Source organism: Marinobacter zhanjiangensis, assembly GCF_014651935.1.
GTDB classification, from domain to species: domain Bacteria; phylum Pseudomonadota; class Gammaproteobacteria; order Pseudomonadales; family Oleiphilaceae; genus Marinobacter; species Marinobacter zhanjiangensis.
In genome coordinates this window covers 40351-54491 of the sequence record NZ_BMXV01000009.1, presented here as the reverse complement: position 1 = coordinate 54491, position 14141 = coordinate 40351, and the positions used below count along the sequence as shown (strand labels likewise).

The following is a 14141-nucleotide window of genomic DNA, read 5'->3' as shown; positions in this document are numbered from 1 at the left end:
GACTATGACATGAGTGGCAGTTAACTCATTAAATGGGGGCAACACACCAGTGCCGGCCTGGAAGGCGGCACTGGCCAGCATTTCCGGCAGACCATGTTACATTAACCATTCCATATTCCACCCCTTCCACCCGTAAGGAGTCCCGGACGTTCATGGCCAGCTTGCTCATTCTCAAGACCGGTTGCACCTATCCGGTGATCAGTCAGACCTTTGGTGATTTCGAGCACTGGTTTGTGCGGCATCTGGATGCTGACTCCCGGCCGGTGGTCAGGGATGTCACCCGGGAAGGGCCGCCGGAATCGGTGGCGGGCTGGTCAGGCGTGGTTATTACGGGCTCGCCAGCCATGGTCACGGAAGGTCTGCCGTGGAGTGAGCAAACCGCCTCATGGTTGCGGGAGGCGGTGGATAACGACGTGCCGGTGCTCGGCGTCTGCTACGGGCATCAGCTGTTGGCCCATGCCTTTGGTGGTCGCGTGGGGTTCCGTGATGAAGGCCGGGAATCCGGTACCTTCCCGGTGACGCTCACCGAGGAAGGCAAGCAGGACCGACTGCTTGGCCAGCTCCCGGAAACCTTTCCGGCTCACCTTACCCACGCCCAGTCGGTGCTGGCGTTGCCACCGCAGGCGATCCTGCTTGCTCACTCTGACGGTGAACCCCATCAGGCGTTCCGCATCGGGCGCCAGGCGTGGGGGGTCCAGTTCCACCCGGAGTTCGATCACCGCATCATGACGGGATACCTGGAAACCCAGGCCAGGGATCTGGAAAGAGAAGGGCAGGACCCGGGCAGCCTGATAGCGAAGGTGCAGGAGACAGCCCAGGCCACAAGCCTGCTGGCCCGGTTCGCACGCTACGCCAGCGGCCAGAACGCCGGTCGACCTTACACCGGATCGACATCGCGATGAGGCAATGACTAACATTTCAGACGTTACCCGGTGATCCACTTTTTATTAGCAACGTAGGTTTATGTGCAAGCATTGCGGTGATCTGCATTGTATTGTTGGACGAGACGTTTCAGGTCGGCCTTATGGCCGGCCTTTTTTTTATGGCCGGACGAAAATCGGGTGGGATGCTTGCAGTACCCGCGTGATGGAGTGTGGAAGGAGTGGTGGGCCCAGCTGGACTCGAACCAGCGACCAAGGGATTATGAGGGCCCTGCAGCGGCATTCGTAGCCCCACACAGTTGCACAGTGGTCTGAAAAACAGTGGGTTAGCAGATAGCAGCAACCACTTCAGACCACTTAAAACCACAAGGTGGTTGACGTTTTGTCGACACCTACTAGCGTCTAGTCGAAAGATCTGGCTGCGTCTTGGACGTCCTTGTCCCGTGCATAGGCTTGTTAGTTAGGTTTTTTGTTGTCTTTTGAATCTTGCTTTATAGAATATTTCGTAATAGAGAATTCGCGCTTCCAAGTTGGCCAAGAGTTAACTATATGTTGTGCTCTTTCATGATTTCTTTTGATTTTTTCTTCGGTTTTCATGCTTCCTCCTTGGTCAATTTTGAGTACTCTTCCACAAGTTTGGTTTCGGATTCTAGATAAGATAAGGGCGACATCGGTACGCGTAGTTCAGCTCCCCTTCTCTCCCAATTCACGACTTTCCCATCTTTTTTTCTTTTGACTTTTCTGCCGTTACCTAAGTTCATTGAGAATAGATCAACAAACTTGCGAGGTCCAATACCAACGAACTGAGTAAAGTTAACTTTGTTGCTGGCGCGTTCTTCTTTGTCGTTTATTGTGTCATCGTGTAACTTTGTTGCGAAGCTTTTGGGATAAGGTTCAATATAAACAACTTCCTTTGCTCCGGCGGCTACAATATGTTTGGCACAGTTGTGGCAAGGAAATGTCGTGGTATAGAGCTTGGATCCTCTTACGGAAATCCCATTTCTTGATGCTTGAATTAAGGCTTCCATTTCTGCATGAACTGCTCTTCCAAACTCTGTAAGATCAGCCAGTCTTGATTTTTCCAGTGTTGCTTTCGCTTCGGCAAGTTTAGTGCTATCGATATCATTTCCAAGTAAAGATTTTATTGCTTCGTCGATTATGTTTGTTCTTTCTCTTTCATTAGAATCATAACCTTTGATGTAATCACGGTTGTCGAATTCGTCAGGCCAATACAATCCTCCTCCAAATCTAGGAACGTCGTTTGCACCTGTGGATACGATGTCGCCCATGTCATTGGTGATTACAGCCCCCACTTGTCTGGAAAGATCTGCAGACCTCAGTGAAGCCGCATACGCCATAAACATTGCATATTCCTCCTCCGTTGGAGGAGTGTGCGGATTCGAGAATAAGAGGTCTACAATTCTACCTAGCTGCTTGGATAGCCTGGTGTTGTCATCTGTAGTTACAAACGCATCAGCCAGTTGGAATACATTCCGTGTTTGCTGGCCTAACTTGTCATTTTCTTTATCGTCGCGGCCTATCAGGGCATCTAGGTCGTCCTCCTCGACGCCTTGAAGTTCCCTTAAATAATGTTTTTTGCTCTCGGTGCTTGCAGATATTCCAAGCAGAAAAAACCCTTGACCATAGACCTGTCTGAGAGTATTTACTTCATCCGCATGTTTTAACGACCTTATCACATGTACCGTTCTAGGTCTGGGCGAAACAGATTCATTGTCTGTTTCCCTGCTCGCATTGATTTCGTCCATCGCCATTAGTGCGTAAAGGTCTCCCCTGCCGTACTTGTTTCGCAAGTCAGATCCTGTTTTCATGGCCCAATTTAAGCGATCAACTTCTTTGTCAAGTCTTGGTCTTTTAATGCCGAAATGTTTTTCTACAAGTTCACTTAGGTGAATATAATTAACGGTGTAGTTAAATTGAGAGAAGATACTTTTTAAACGATTTTCGACGTCGGCATGATTAACCCCAACTGGACTTGCTAGCCCGATAATTAGCTCGCAGTCATTTGAAAAGTAATCCATGAGTCACCGTTATTTGTTTTTTAGTTTGTTGATGTTCTCTATTAGCTCTAGGATTTCATCCTTACTTTTCCCTTCGTATTCTGTTTGAAGTTCATCAAGCATTTTTTCTAGCTTCCAAGAAGTTTGTTCTTTATCGAACTCATTGGGGCTGGCTAAGTCGTTAATGCAAACTTCATCGTTTTCGAATTTCTCGCCTAACACTAACCATAGAGAAAATCGCATCCATTTTTGCGACGCGAATTCTATGAAGTCAGCGGTCAGTCTCGCCCTTCCATTTATGACGTTCACCCACCTTCGGTAGTCGATTCCTGACTCTGACGCCAGGTCCTGGATCGATTCCCCGGACCTTCGGACTAGGTGGGTGAATCTCTCGTGAATGGTGCTACTCATTAAATTCCCCAAAGAACGAAAATCACCCTTGACACATTAATGCACGGTGCATTAATGTGTATGGTGTAAATAATGCACCGTTGATTGGTGCTGCGAGTTCTTTGTCGAATTTTAGCAGAGTGCAAAACAGTGGACGAGCAGAAACAACTCATCTTGCTAGCAACCCCGGTCATGACCCAGGACCGTTACGCCCAGCTCACCGGGCTGACGGAAGGGCAGGTCCGGGGCCAGATCGAAAAAGGCCACCTGCCTTCTCTGAAGATTGGCCGGGTTCGCATGGTGAACATTGCGGCGTTGTCCCAGGTGGCACTGGAACAGGAGGACTGGCAATGAAGCGTCTGAATAGAGCCGGTGAGGCGGTCGCCCTGTATGTCCGACTTCGCAGTGAGGGTGATTGCAAGATCCCTGGCTTCTGGTTCTTCGATGGCAACAAGCTCGTAGGGTCTGCCGACCGCCTGGGCCCGGCCTGCATGGTGGCGCCTGGAACGGTCGTTGTCAGTGCCTCCGGTCGCCAGTGGGTGGCCGTTGGCGGTGACAGTACCAACGGGGCTACCGGCTGGTCCTTCACCTCTCCTTATAAGGATGAGGCAGAAGTAGAGGGGGACGCCGTCCACTTCAACGACAACGCCCGATCCCTGAAGATCCGCGCCAAGCTGGACGATTACCTGGACTACTTCCAAAGCGTCAAAGGCACCCTGCCGGATACCGTCGTCCTGCGCCGCGAACAGCTATCCACCTGCGGCGCCATGCCCGGCCAGATCTACAAAGGTGTCCGCCTGGAGGCTTACTTATGACCCCGGCCACCCGCGAACTCAAGAAACACCAGGGCCGAACCCTGTTCAACGTTGCCATCCACTTCCTGGACAACGGCGACCGCGATACCGCCTTCGAATGCCTGATCAAGATCCAGGGCATGAAGGCGGCGTTCGATCAGTTGGACAGCACCCTGTGCGCCTACGCCACGTTGGCCGAATCCGCCTTTATGACCTACGCGCACTCCCACGCCATTAGCCCGTTTATGCACAGCGTCCGGATGGAGGCCTCTGTCCAATGATTCGCACCACCCACCAGACACCAGGGCAGGGCATGACCATGCCCCACAGCGCCATCCCGGTAACCGACCGGATGCGCGAACTCGTCGCCGACATCGACCAGATGAAAGGCCAGCTGATGTCCATCAATGTCGTTAAGGACTCCAGTGAAGAGATCCGCGCCGGTGTGGAACTGGCCAACCGGATCCGGGACCTGGAATCCAAACTTGGACGCCTGGTAGTGGGGGCTTCTCGATGAACCGCTCCCGCAAGCCCAACAAACAACTGGTTCGCGACTGCCTCCAGCAGGCATTTCAGGACACCTTTGCCTTCCAGGCCGCTCGTCCGTCCTCTGCGCTCACCACCGACACCCTGGAAGGCCTTTTTACACTCTTGGCCGACCGCCTGGGCCACCTGCAGCACGTCCGCACCGACTACCCGTGCGACTACCTGGCCCGGTGCAAGGCCACCTTTACCGATCAACTCATCCACGAACTGGAAGCCAGGGGCTACCACAGCCCGGCGTTCGACCGCCTGACACGACTGCGCGACGCCTGGGATCACGGCCACCTGGATCTGCCCACGGTGACGGAGACACAACCATGAACACCATCCCCAAGCGCAAACAAAACCTGCCGGCGGAGCCAAAACGCTTTTACGTCATGGCCACCACCCGCATCCATGCCGACCTGTTAAAGGAAGCCGCGGCCCGCGGAACGGATCTTTACACCCTCGGCGGTGCGGTCTTGAGCGCCTGGGTCGAGGCCGGCTGCCCGGATTTCTTCGAAAGGGACCAGGCCCACCTGGAAAAGTCCCCGAGTCCGCCCCCGTCATCGTCACCGCTCGCGCACGACCCGGGGGCCGGGCAGTGAGGCCTGCAAGGCTGGCGCGCAGCGCCAGGGCCGCAGGCCCCCTGGCCTTGCGGGGCTCACTGGCTGGACCACAGTGCGCATCACGAGCGGTGAGGATGACGGGGGTGGACGCCCGCCCCTTGATTCCGAGCCGTGAGCAAACGCAGCCACCCGCAGGGTGGCAGGAAGACAACACCCAGGCCCACGTGGGCCATCAACGCCAAACGAAGCAAGAGGACTGACCAATGGAAAACTACCTGAACCTGATGATCATCGGCGCGACCCGCTACGACATCGACGGTAACAAAGGGGGTTCCGTCTGGGCCTACAGCCCGGCAGAGGCCACCGACGACAACCGCGTCGGTAACGAAGTCATGAAAATCGCCTGCGACTGGAAACACATCGACCAGCTGCGCAACCACGCCGACAAGCTCCCGGCGCCCTTCGTCGTGAAGGCCCAGATGAAAGCCGGGGCAGGGGGCAAAGTCACCTTCAAGGCCCTGGAGCTCAAGCCCCAGGACGCCATGAAAAAACCGGCTGCCTGAGCTGAGTCATGGGCAGCCTGATTTTGTGTGACGGCACCTGGCAAACCGGCCCCACGGGCTGGGAGTGCACCGGCACCGTCACACAAATCGTGTACTCGGCCCCGGTCGAGCACACACCCGCGATGGCGGCGGAAGCCTTCTTCCACGGCTTCGCCACCGTCGTCCCCGTAATGGCCGTTATCTTCGGCGGTCGCCAAATCCTGAAAATGCTGAGGTAACGCTTATGAAAAAAGTAACCCAAATCAAGTCACGCCTGGCCGCCAAGGCAGGCATTGCAGCCGCTGCCATGGCGGCCAGTTCCGGCGCCTTCGCCTACGACTGGTCCACCGTCACCGGCGGTATCGACCTCTCCGGCGAAGAAACCGCCGTCGCCGCCATCGTCGCCCTGCTTGCGGGCTTCTTCGTGGTGCGCAAGGGCGGTCGCCTCCTGCTGAGCATGATCAAGTAGGAGCACCACCATGGCCGAGTTGTGGGACTGGACATTCTTCGTGATGGGAGCTGTGGCATGCGCCTACCTGTTCAAAGATATCTGATCCTGCTGCTCGGCCTGTTCGGCTTTGCCAATCTGGCCCATGCCCACGAGTACTTCACAGAACAATCAGCGGCTCATGCCGCCTGTCTGGCAGGCACCTCCGGGGAAATCTCCAGCGATTGCCAGGAAGTGAAAGAGAACCCCGGCGGTAACTATCCGTACTACTACGCGGCCTTCACCTGCGGAGGCGGCTGCAAAGTGAACTACTTCTTCAAGAACCAGGAGCCCGCGTGCGAAGCGCCCAACTACATCGACGTCGTCACCGGCGAATGCGTCCAGGTCCAGGAACCGGAAGAATGCTTCGAGAACGGCGAGATCTACAGCCCCGACACCAAAACCTGCATCCCGGAATGTGAGAACGGCACCCTCCTGGACGGCTACTGCCTGCTCCCTGACGACGATCCCGACGACCCCGACGACGACTGCACCCCGGACACCGACGGCTACCAGGGCACTTACGGTACCGGCAACGGCCAGGTCCACGTCTGCGCCCCGGCAAAGAGTGAATGCGAAGACCAGAACGGCACCTACGGCATCGTCAACGGCGAAGCCACCTGCCTGCCGGAAGGCTACGGCGCCGACACCGTCTGCGACTCTGACAGCCTCAACATGATCGCCGTCAACGACGGCTACGGCTTCACCTGCGAAAAAGTCGACGGCTACCCCGGCGACGAAGAAGAGGAAGAAGACCCCGAACCCAACACCGACACCGACGGTGACGGCGTCCCCGACGAATACGACCGCACCAACGACCCCGACACCGGCAACCGACAGCGTGACGATATCCTGGACGAACTCGGTGAAGGCAACCGCCACCTCCAGAACATCGACAACCGACTCAAAGGCATCACCGAGAACGGCCTACCCGGCACCGGTGGTGGCAACGGCAGTGGTGACGACAGCGGCAACCCCGCCCCCACCCAGGAAGGCCAGGAACAGACCAACGAAGAACTGGAAGGTATCGGCGACACCCTCGACGAAATGAACGAAAAGATGGACAACCCCGACGACGGCTACAGCACCGACGGCCTGGGCAACGCCGCCACCTTCGAACAGAGCTCTAACCGCCTGTATGGCGCCATCAGCTCACACCCCACCATCGCGGCGGTGAGCCAGGTCCCCAGCATAGCCAGCAACACCAGTTGCCCGACCTACACCTTCCCGGCCAACGACTACTGGGGAGCCACCACCATGGATGTCCACTGCGACATCCTCGAGAACTATCGCGGCCAGCTCTCGGCCCTGTTCATGGCGGTGTGGACCATCGCCGCCGTTGTTGTCTTCTTGAAGGCCTGACCTATGTTCCAGAACATCATCGACGCACTTATCGACATCGTACTCTGGCTGCCCCGCAAGCTGTATGAATGGCTCGTCGACGCCCTGGAAGGCATGCTCGACTGGATACCCGAAATCCAGGTCGCCGACGTCCAGGACGTCTTTAACAGCCTGGGCGGGGACATGCTCTACTTCCTCACCATGATGGAGTTCGACTACGGCTTGACCGCCATCTTCACGGCACTGCTGGCCCGGTTCGTCCTCCGTCGCATCCCCTTCATCGGGTGACCTATGTCCATCGTGGGATACTCCGGTTTGCCCGGCTCCGGCAAAAGCTACGGCGTCGTCGAAAACGTCATTATCCCGTCCCTGGAAGTGGGCCGGCACATCATCACCAACATCCCGCTCAAGCTCGGACGCCTGGCCGACGACTACCCGGACGGGAAAATCACCGTCTTCAACAACCAGGACGCCGAAAACGACCCCCAGTTCTTCAGCCTGGACAAACACCCCGCCGGCGCCATCTGGATCATCGACGAAGCCTGGCGCTTCTGGAAAAGCGGCATGAAGGCCACCAACATCCCGCAATGCCAGAAAGAGTTCTTCACCGAACACCGCCACGCCGTGGGCGAGGACGGGCGCACCAACGAAATCGTGCTGGTCACCCAGGACCTGGCACAGCTCTGCGCCTTCGTCCGACAACTGGTCGAAGAAACCTACCGCGCCGTCAAACTCACCGCCATCGGCCAGCGCAACAAGTACCGGGTAGACGTCTACATGGGCGCCGCCACCGGCCAGAAGCCCGGCACCCCGATGCGCCAGCTCTACGGCAAGTACAAGCCCGAGATCTACCAGTATTACAAGAGCCACACTCGCAACAAGACCGACTTCGCCGCCGGCATGGAAGAAAAAGCCGACGACCGGGCCAACATCCTCAAAAGCCCCTTTATCAAGTTCGGTATGCCGATTGCCATCATCATCATGGCCTATGGCGGCTGGAAGGCCTTCAGCTACTTCCAGGTTCCAGACCCAGACCAAAGCCCCCAGGCCCAGCAACAACCGGTAACCACAACCACCGGCAACCCAGCAGCGAACGGAACAAACACCAGCGCTACAACAACAACGACAAACAGCACCGGCACCACCAGGAAAGTGCGAACACGCTTACCGGAAAACGCCCAGCGCCAGCAGCAATACGAAATCGAGCAGGGCTGGCTACCCGTCTCCGACAAGTGGCGCATCGTCGGCGAGGTCAACGGCATTTATTGGATCTGGGGCGAACACGGCACCCGGAAAATCCATTCCCGGGTGTGTGCCACCTTCCGCAAAACGGGCGAACCCTACTGCGTCATCGAAGGCCAACTGGTGACCTGGTACAGCTACAAAGAGCCCCAGCGGTACGACGAATACGAACGCGAAAGCCGGAATTACCTGGAGGTCGGCCGCGAGGACCCCGGCGCATGAGCGGAGCGACGCGCCGGCGTCTCGCGGCCGGCCCCCGGAGACGTCACTGTAACACGTCTCATGGAAAACGACCCTAGTCGTTTATTGACCACAGACAACCACAGAAGGCCACAGATGAAAATCAGAGACTTTGAACGCATGGATATCCGCACCGGGGAGATCGGTAAAGGACACCTGTTCATCGGACCCGAAGGCCAGCAGGTCAACCTCCAGAACGTCAACGTACTCTGGAGTGGGGTGGATACCGTCAGACAACTGTTCCAGGGACGGTTAAAACCCCAAATCCTGGCAACCATCGCCCAGGCCTACGAAGAAGGCTTCAACGCCACCATCACCCTCAACAACACCGAGTTCCGCCTCATGTCAGGCAGACGTGGCGGCTTCAAGTACCTGCTGCAGAATCGCGAAGTGGGCCTGACCATCCTTATCCAGAACTTCTATGCTGACGCCGACAGCCAGGGCACCCACGTCAAGATAGAGACCAGCCCCAGATGGCTCTATGAGCGCTCCAGCGACCAGGTACACGACGAACTGACCGAATGGGGCATGCTCTTCCTGAACGGCATCAACCCCGTCGGCATCGCCCTCCACCTGGCCGTGGACTTCCAGGGTTGGGAACCGCCCCAGGACTTCGCCAGCCACTTCGTCACCAGAGCCCGGACCATCAGCTGCCACAACGGCATCAGTGAACTGGCATTCCAGGGCCTCCAGGGCGCTACCATCAACGGGAGAGGGGAGACCTTCACCTTCGGCAAGGCCAACAGCCTCCAGGTCTGCCTCTACGACAAATCCAAGGAAATCGACGTCTCCGACAAGCGCGCCTTCATGGAAGGCATCTGGGAATGCGCCGTCAGTGAAGACAGCTTCCCGGACACCTGCTATGACCCGGAACTGCCCGTCTGGCGCCTGGAAGTTCGCTTCCATCACCGTATCGTCAACGAAATCTCCGACGGCACCCCCGGCATGAAAGGCATCCGCACCTTCGCCGATGCCGTCCCGCACCTGACCGGCCTCTGGCAATACGCCCTCCAGGGCAACCGCTACGAGGTCAAACGGGAATGGGTGCACCCCATCTGGACCAAACTCCGGGACGACGTCAGCTTCGGCCACCCACCGCCCAGCCTGGTGTATAAACGCGCAAAAAAGGAACCCGGTTGCGGCAACGAAAAGAACGTCTCCCTGGCCTTCGGCAACCTCCTGTCGATCTATGCCCGCAACCGGTTTAATGCTCGACAGGCCTGGGACTGCCTCAAGAAATCCGGCCTCTGGGAAGACCTTTGCAACTACTACCGACGCCGTGACATGTACGAAAACGAGCTATTCCAGCTCGTCCAGGAAGGGCTTAACCGACGACGACTGCTAACCAAGGTAGCCGCATGATCAAGAAGTTACCTTCCGGCAAATGGCAGGTAGACCTACAACCTGGTGGACGCGGCCAGAAGCGGATCCGCAAGAGCTTTCCCAGCAGGGCAGAAGCAGCCCGTTTCGAGCGCTGGCTACTGACAAAACACCAGGCAGGAGAAGACTGGAACCCGAACCGGGATACCCGCACGCTCCTGGACCTCGTAAAGCAGTGGTATGTTCACCACGGTCACGCTCTCAAGGATGGGGAAGGGCGCAAGAAGAAATTGGAAGCCATAGCCATCAGGCTGGGCAATCCCAGGGCAGGTCGTTTCACTGCTGGTGACTTCGCCGCTTATCGCCTGGTTCGCGTCGATTCGGGTACCTCCGAGAACACGTTGAACCACGAACAGGCATATCTGAGCGCTGTGTACAACGAACTCATCCGCCAGGGTCATTGGAAGGGGCGTAACCCACTGGAAAAGCTCCGACGTTTTAAACTGGACGAACAGGAACTCGCTTTCCTGGACCAGGAACAGATCCAGGAACTCCTGGAACAGTGCCGCCAATCATCGAATTCATCGGTCTACCACGTTGTCCGCCTGGCATTGGCAACCGGCGCTCGTTGGTCGGAAGCAGAGAGTGTCACCAGGTCATCTTTCACACCGCACCGGGTAACCTATGGATCCACCAAGAGCGGCAAGAACCGGTCCGTTCCCCTGGATAAGCGCCTATACGATGAACTGATTCAGGAAGTGCCGTTTCAGTCTTGCTACAGTGCCTTTCGGTCTGCTGTCGACAGGGCAGACATAAAGCTACCCAGGGGGCAGCTCACCCATATCTGCCGGCATACGTTTGCGAGTCACTTCGTGATGAACGGGGGCCACATTCTGACGCTCCAGAAAGTCCTGGGGCATTCTGATCTCAAGCTGACCATGCGTTACGCGCACTTGGCCCCTAACTACCTGAATGACGTGGTAATCTATAACCCTTTATCAAGGTGAGGTAGGGGGGGGGGTAATCGATGGTTTTGAGTCATATTCTTACGGATAACACTGAGCGAGCTAAAAGGAACCTATTACTGTTTTCGGCACTTTGCTTTTTTCTTAATCATCTTGGCGAGTTGCCAGGAAGAATTCCTCTGCTGGATATCCCTCTTGACGTTGCTGACAGGCAGCAAAGCGTCGCTCAGGCTTTTCTATTTGTTCAGATTTATTTTCTTACTCGATTTTCTGCGCTTTGCTGGGTCGACTCGGTCAACTGGCTGGCTCAATTGGATAAGTCACAATACCCCGATCACAGTAGGTTGAGCGTTGCGGACAGTTCGTTCTTCGAGGTTCTTAAGAGGTTTGCTCAGACTTATTATAATGAGCGTTCCAAAGTTAAGTTGGCGTTTGTGGGTTCATTAAACCAGACCATGGAAGTAGTGATTCCGTTGGGCGTGGGTGTTATCGGGCTTTGGGCCGCCTTTAGCCTGGTGAGTGTTGGTTGACGTTTGGTTGACGCCTACGGCGGGGAGAGGTTGCGGGGGTGTGGTAACGCATTGAAAAATGGTGGGCCCAGCTGGACTCGAACCAGCGACCAAGGGATTATGAGTCCCCTGCTCTAACCAACTGAGCTATAGGCCCAAATTCTCTGTTTTCGATTGTCTTTAAGCAGGCTGCCTTTCGGGCCTTGCGCCCTCAAGTCAGCGGGATTATGCCTTCCTTCGGAAGGTCCGGGGCGCTGGCGCCCGTTCGTCCCGCTGCGATGTGCCACTGGCACATCGGTCGGGCCTCACCCCCTGCTCTAACCAACTGAGCTATAGGCCCGAATATCTGTCTGCGAGAGACTTAACCATCTGAGCGGTAAGCTCTTTCCGGTTGTTTTTTTGATGCCTGAACGCAGAGCGGGCGCCATTATACCGTTGAGGCATGGCGCCCGCTACTGTGTTGGGCGGTTTAACCGTTGCCCTGGTCGTCGATGAAGCCGCGCAGGTGGTCAGACCGTGACGGATGGCGCAGTTTGCGCAGGGCCTTGGCCTCGATCTGACGAATCCGCTCCCGGGTGACGTCGAACTGTTTGCCGACTTCTTCCAGGGTGTGGTCGGTGTTCATCTCGATGCCGAAACGCATGCGCAGCACCTTGGACTCGCGGGCAGTGAGCCCGGCCAGGACCGAGCGGGTGGCTTCCCGCAGGCCTTCGGCGGTGGCGGAATCCACCGGCGAAAGTGCCTGGATGTCCTCGATGAAATCCCCCAGATGGCTGTCTTCGTCGTCGCCGATGGGGGTTTCCATGGAGATCGGCTCTTTTGCGATCTTCAGCACCTTGCGGATCTTGTCTTCCGGCATTTCCATACGCTCGCCAAGCTCTTCCGGGGTGGGCTCGCGACCCATTTCCTGAAGCATCTGGCGGGAGATGCGGTTGAGCTTGTTGATGGTCTCGATCATATGCACCGGAATCCGGATGGTGCGGGCCTGATCCGCGATGGAGCGGGTGATGGCCTGACGAATCCACCAGGTGGCGTAGGTGGAGAACTTGTAACCACGGCGATATTCGAACTTGTCCACCGCTTTCATCAGGCCGATGTTGCCTTCCTGGATCAGGTCCAGGAACTGCAGGCCGCGGTTGGTGTACTTCTTGGCAATGGAAATAACCAGACGCAGGTTGGCCTCGACCATTTCCTTCTTGGCGCGGCGTGCCTTGGCCTCGCCAATGGAGACGCGACGGTTGATTTCCTTGATGTCCGGAATGTCCAGATCCACTTCGGCCTGTACATTGGCAATACGCTTCTGCAGCCGGACGATCTCGTCCAGGCGCTCACCGATAGCGGCGGCATAGGGCTTCTTGGAGCGCGCGATCTTGGGTGCCCACTCCAGGTTGGTCTCATTGCCGGGGAAGGATTTGATGAATTCCTTCCGGTTCATGCGGCATTCACGAACGCAGATTCGCATGATGGCGCGCTCGTTTTCGCGGACCAGCTCGTTGGTGGAGCGGACCACCTTGACCAGTTCTTCAAAGGCCTTGTTGGCCAGCTTGAAGGGGGCGAATACCTGGCCAAGCTCGTTGAGGGCTTCCTGGGTTTTCTTGTGGGCGCGTCCGTATTTGTCCAGGCACTCTTCGGCTACGGCAAGCTTCTCCCGCAGCAGTTCGAAGCGCAGGCGGGTCTCCTCCGGGTCGGGGCCGCTCTCTTTCTCTTCTTCGTCGTCGTCATCGTCGTCACTGGCGGAGGTGTCGGTGTCAGTGGTATCGGAGGTGTCCTCGCCCATGAATGGCTCGGCGCCGTCCGGGTCCAGAAAGCCGGTCACGATGTCGCTGATGCGGCCTTCATTCTCGACGATGCGGTCGTAAGCCTGGATGACGGTGCCAACGGTACCCGGGAAGTGGGCGATAGCAGCCATGACATCGCGGATGCCTTCCTCGATGCGCTTGGCGATGACGATCTCGCCTTCGCGGGTCAGCAGCTCCACGGTGCCCATTTCGCGCATGTACATGCGCACCGGGTCGGTGGTGCGGCCAGCGTCGGATTCCACGGCGGCCAGGGCAGCGGCGGCTTCTGCAGCGGCCGCCTCGTCGGCGGTCGAGTCGCCTTCAGTCATGATCAGGGTGTCAGCGTCGGGAGTCTCCTCACTGACCTGAATGCCCATGTCGTTAATCATGCGGATAATGTCTTCTACCTGATCCGGATCCGCGATATCCTCAGGCAGGTGGTCGTTGACCTCGGCGTAAGTCAGGTAACCTTGCTCTTTTCCTCGGGCAATGAGGTCTTTCAAACGGGATTTCTGAGAATTGCCTGACATAGACACCCTGTGA

20 protein-coding genes and 1 tRNA gene are annotated in these 14141 nt (G+C 56.9%); 16 read left to right on the top strand and 5 right to left on the bottom strand.

From position 1 onward, the window contains the following. The first annotated feature begins 152 nt into the window (after positions 1-152). Positions 153-902 carry a glutamine amidotransferase gene (locus tag IE079_RS16845; RefSeq protein ID WP_189578022.1) on the top strand — a complete coding sequence of 250 codons (750 nt, stop codon included), beginning with the start codon at positions 153-155 and terminating at the stop codon, positions 900-902. 435 nt (positions 903-1337) lie between these two features. Here IE079_RS16845 and IE079_RS16840 read toward each other — a convergent pair whose 3' ends face one another. From IE079_RS16840 to IE079_RS16830, 3 genes are read right to left on the bottom strand one after another with little or no spacing between them, the layout of a single operon-like run. Beyond that, positions 1338-1478 (bottom strand): hypothetical protein, encoded by a 141-nt coding sequence (locus tag IE079_RS16840; protein WP_189578021.1) that lies wholly within the window; start codon positions 1476-1478, stop codon positions 1338-1340. Further along, positions 1475-2920: an anti-phage dCTP deaminase gene (locus IE079_RS16835; RefSeq protein WP_189578020.1), complete on the bottom strand. Its 1446-nt coding sequence runs from the start codon at positions 2918-2920 to the stop codon at positions 1475-1477. The genes IE079_RS16840 and IE079_RS16835 overlap by 4 nt, the downstream gene beginning before the upstream one ends. Positions 2921-2929: 9 nt before the next feature. After that, positions 2930-3310, bottom strand: coding sequence for a hypothetical protein (locus tag IE079_RS16830; RefSeq protein WP_189578019.1), 381 nt, complete (start codon positions 3308-3310; stop codon positions 2930-2932). A gap of 171 nt (positions 3311-3481) precedes the next feature. Here IE079_RS16830 and IE079_RS16825 point away from each other — a divergent pair, with 171 nt between their 5' ends. The 15 genes from IE079_RS16825 (at position 3482) to IE079_RS16755 (ending at position 11841) form a co-directional block, all read left to right on the top strand. Continuing rightward, on the top strand, positions 3482-3643 hold the full coding sequence (locus IE079_RS16825) for a hypothetical protein (RefSeq protein ID WP_227712571.1): 162 nt from the start codon (positions 3482-3484) through the stop codon (positions 3641-3643). Then, positions 3640-4104, top strand: a complete 465-nt coding sequence (locus tag IE079_RS16820; RefSeq protein WP_189578017.1) for a hypothetical protein — start codon at positions 3640-3642, stop codon at positions 4102-4104. Before IE079_RS16825 ends, IE079_RS16820 begins: the two co-directional genes overlap by 4 nt. Continuing rightward, positions 4101-4364, top strand: a complete 264-nt coding sequence (locus IE079_RS16815; RefSeq protein ID WP_189578016.1) for a hypothetical protein — start codon at positions 4101-4103, stop codon at positions 4362-4364. The genes IE079_RS16820 and IE079_RS16815 overlap by 4 nt, the downstream gene beginning before the upstream one ends. Next, complete coding sequence (locus tag IE079_RS16810; protein ID WP_189578015.1) at positions 4361-4600, top strand: hypothetical protein; 240 nt, start codon at positions 4361-4363, stop codon at positions 4598-4600. The genes IE079_RS16815 and IE079_RS16810 overlap by 4 nt, the downstream gene beginning before the upstream one ends. Beyond that, positions 4597-4947, top strand: coding sequence for a hypothetical protein (locus IE079_RS16805; RefSeq protein ID WP_189578014.1), 351 nt, complete (start codon positions 4597-4599; stop codon positions 4945-4947). Before IE079_RS16810 ends, IE079_RS16805 begins: the two co-directional genes overlap by 4 nt. Next, on the top strand, positions 4944-5213 hold the full coding sequence (locus IE079_RS16800) for a hypothetical protein (protein ID WP_189578013.1): 270 nt from the start codon (positions 4944-4946) through the stop codon (positions 5211-5213). The genes IE079_RS16805 and IE079_RS16800 overlap by 4 nt, the downstream gene beginning before the upstream one ends. A 224-nt stretch (positions 5214-5437) precedes the next feature. Then, positions 5438-5737, top strand: a complete 300-nt coding sequence (locus tag IE079_RS16795) for a hypothetical protein (RefSeq protein WP_189578012.1) — start codon at positions 5438-5440, stop codon at positions 5735-5737. Positions 5738-5745: 8 nt separating this feature from the next. Continuing rightward, the gene (locus tag IE079_RS16790; RefSeq protein ID WP_189578011.1) at positions 5746-5955 is read left to right on the top strand and encodes a hypothetical protein; all 210 of its coding nucleotides are present in this window, start codon (positions 5746-5748) and stop codon (positions 5953-5955) included. Positions 5956-5960: 5 nt separating this feature from the next. After that, positions 5961-6185, top strand: a complete 225-nt coding sequence (locus IE079_RS16785) for a hypothetical protein (RefSeq protein WP_189578010.1) — start codon at positions 5961-5963, stop codon at positions 6183-6185. A 57-nt stretch (positions 6186-6242) separates the two neighbouring features. Then, positions 6243-7565 carry a hypothetical protein gene (locus tag IE079_RS16780; protein WP_189578009.1) on the top strand — a complete coding sequence of 441 codons (1323 nt, stop codon included), beginning with the start codon at positions 6243-6245 and terminating at the stop codon, positions 7563-7565. 3 nt (positions 7566-7568) lie between these two features. Further along, positions 7569-7832: a DUF2523 family protein gene (locus tag IE079_RS16775; protein ID WP_189578008.1), complete on the top strand. Its 264-nt coding sequence runs from the start codon at positions 7569-7571 to the stop codon at positions 7830-7832. Positions 7833-7835: 3 nt separating this feature from the next. After that, the gene (locus IE079_RS16770) at positions 7836-9008 is read left to right on the top strand and encodes a zonular occludens toxin domain-containing protein (RefSeq protein ID WP_189578007.1); all 1173 of its coding nucleotides are present in this window, start codon (positions 7836-7838) and stop codon (positions 9006-9008) included. A gap of 114 nt (positions 9009-9122) precedes the next feature. Further along, positions 9123-10388, top strand: coding sequence for a phage replication initiation factor (locus IE079_RS16765; RefSeq protein ID WP_189578006.1), 1266 nt, complete (start codon positions 9123-9125; stop codon positions 10386-10388). After that, entirely contained in the window at positions 10385-11353 is a 969-nt protein-coding gene (locus tag IE079_RS16760) for a phage integrase (protein ID WP_189578005.1), read from the top strand. The genes IE079_RS16765 and IE079_RS16760 overlap by 4 nt, the downstream gene beginning before the upstream one ends. Before the next feature lie 26 nt (positions 11354-11379). Next, a complete protein-coding gene (locus IE079_RS16755; RefSeq protein ID WP_189578004.1) occupies positions 11380-11841 on the top strand; it encodes a hypothetical protein in 462 nt (153 codons plus the stop codon). 59 nt (positions 11842-11900) lie between these two features. Here IE079_RS16755 and IE079_RS16750 read toward each other — a convergent pair. Both IE079_RS16750 and rpoD read right to left on the bottom strand, forming a co-directional pair. Next, positions 11901-11977, bottom strand: a tRNA-Ile gene (locus tag IE079_RS16750). 312 nt (positions 11978-12289) lie between these two features. After that, positions 12290-14128, bottom strand: a complete 1839-nt coding sequence (rpoD, locus tag IE079_RS16745) for an RNA polymerase sigma factor RpoD (protein ID WP_189578003.1) — start codon at positions 14126-14128, stop codon at positions 12290-12292. Positions 14129-14141 lie beyond the last annotated feature (13 nt).

Bases quoted from the DNA above. Each gene is read 5' to 3' on its own strand.
- IE079_RS16845 (WP_189578022.1), top strand. From the start codon at position 153: ATGGCCAGCTTGCTCATTCTCAAGACCGGTTGCACCTATCCGGTGATC.
- IE079_RS16840 (WP_189578021.1), bottom strand. From the start codon at position 1,478: ATGAAAACCGAAGAAAAAATCAAAAGAAATCATGAAAGAGCACAACAT.
- IE079_RS16835 (WP_189578020.1), bottom strand. From the start codon at position 2,920: ATGGATTACTTTTCAAATGACTGCGAGCTAATTATCGGGCTAGCAAGT.
- IE079_RS16830 (WP_189578019.1), bottom strand. From the start codon at position 3,310: ATGAGTAGCACCATTCACGAGAGATTCACCCACCTAGTCCGAAGGTCC.
- IE079_RS16825 (WP_227712571.1), top strand. From the start codon at position 3,482: ATGACCCAGGACCGTTACGCCCAGCTCACCGGGCTGACGGAAGGGCAG.
- IE079_RS16820 (WP_189578017.1), top strand. From the start codon at position 3,640: ATGAAGCGTCTGAATAGAGCCGGTGAGGCGGTCGCCCTGTATGTCCGA.
- IE079_RS16815 (WP_189578016.1), top strand. From the start codon at position 4,101: ATGACCCCGGCCACCCGCGAACTCAAGAAACACCAGGGCCGAACCCTG.
- IE079_RS16810 (WP_189578015.1), top strand. From the start codon at position 4,361: ATGATTCGCACCACCCACCAGACACCAGGGCAGGGCATGACCATGCCC.
- IE079_RS16805 (WP_189578014.1), top strand. From the start codon at position 4,597: ATGAACCGCTCCCGCAAGCCCAACAAACAACTGGTTCGCGACTGCCTC.
- IE079_RS16800 (WP_189578013.1), top strand. From the start codon at position 4,944: ATGAACACCATCCCCAAGCGCAAACAAAACCTGCCGGCGGAGCCAAAA.
- IE079_RS16795 (WP_189578012.1), top strand. From the start codon at position 5,438: ATGGAAAACTACCTGAACCTGATGATCATCGGCGCGACCCGCTACGAC.
- IE079_RS16790 (WP_189578011.1), top strand. From the start codon at position 5,746: ATGGGCAGCCTGATTTTGTGTGACGGCACCTGGCAAACCGGCCCCACG.
- IE079_RS16785 (WP_189578010.1), top strand. From the start codon at position 5,961: ATGAAAAAAGTAACCCAAATCAAGTCACGCCTGGCCGCCAAGGCAGGC.
- IE079_RS16780 (WP_189578009.1), top strand. From the start codon at position 6,243: ATGCGCCTACCTGTTCAAAGATATCTGATCCTGCTGCTCGGCCTGTTC.
- IE079_RS16775 (WP_189578008.1), top strand. From the start codon at position 7,569: ATGTTCCAGAACATCATCGACGCACTTATCGACATCGTACTCTGGCTG.
- IE079_RS16770 (WP_189578007.1), top strand. From the start codon at position 7,836: ATGTCCATCGTGGGATACTCCGGTTTGCCCGGCTCCGGCAAAAGCTAC.
- IE079_RS16765 (WP_189578006.1), top strand. From the start codon at position 9,123: ATGAAAATCAGAGACTTTGAACGCATGGATATCCGCACCGGGGAGATC.
- IE079_RS16760 (WP_189578005.1), top strand. From the start codon at position 10,385: ATGATCAAGAAGTTACCTTCCGGCAAATGGCAGGTAGACCTACAACCT.
- rpoD (WP_189578003.1), bottom strand. From the start codon at position 14,128: ATGTCAGGCAATTCTCAGAAATCCCGTTTGAAAGACCTCATTGCCCGA.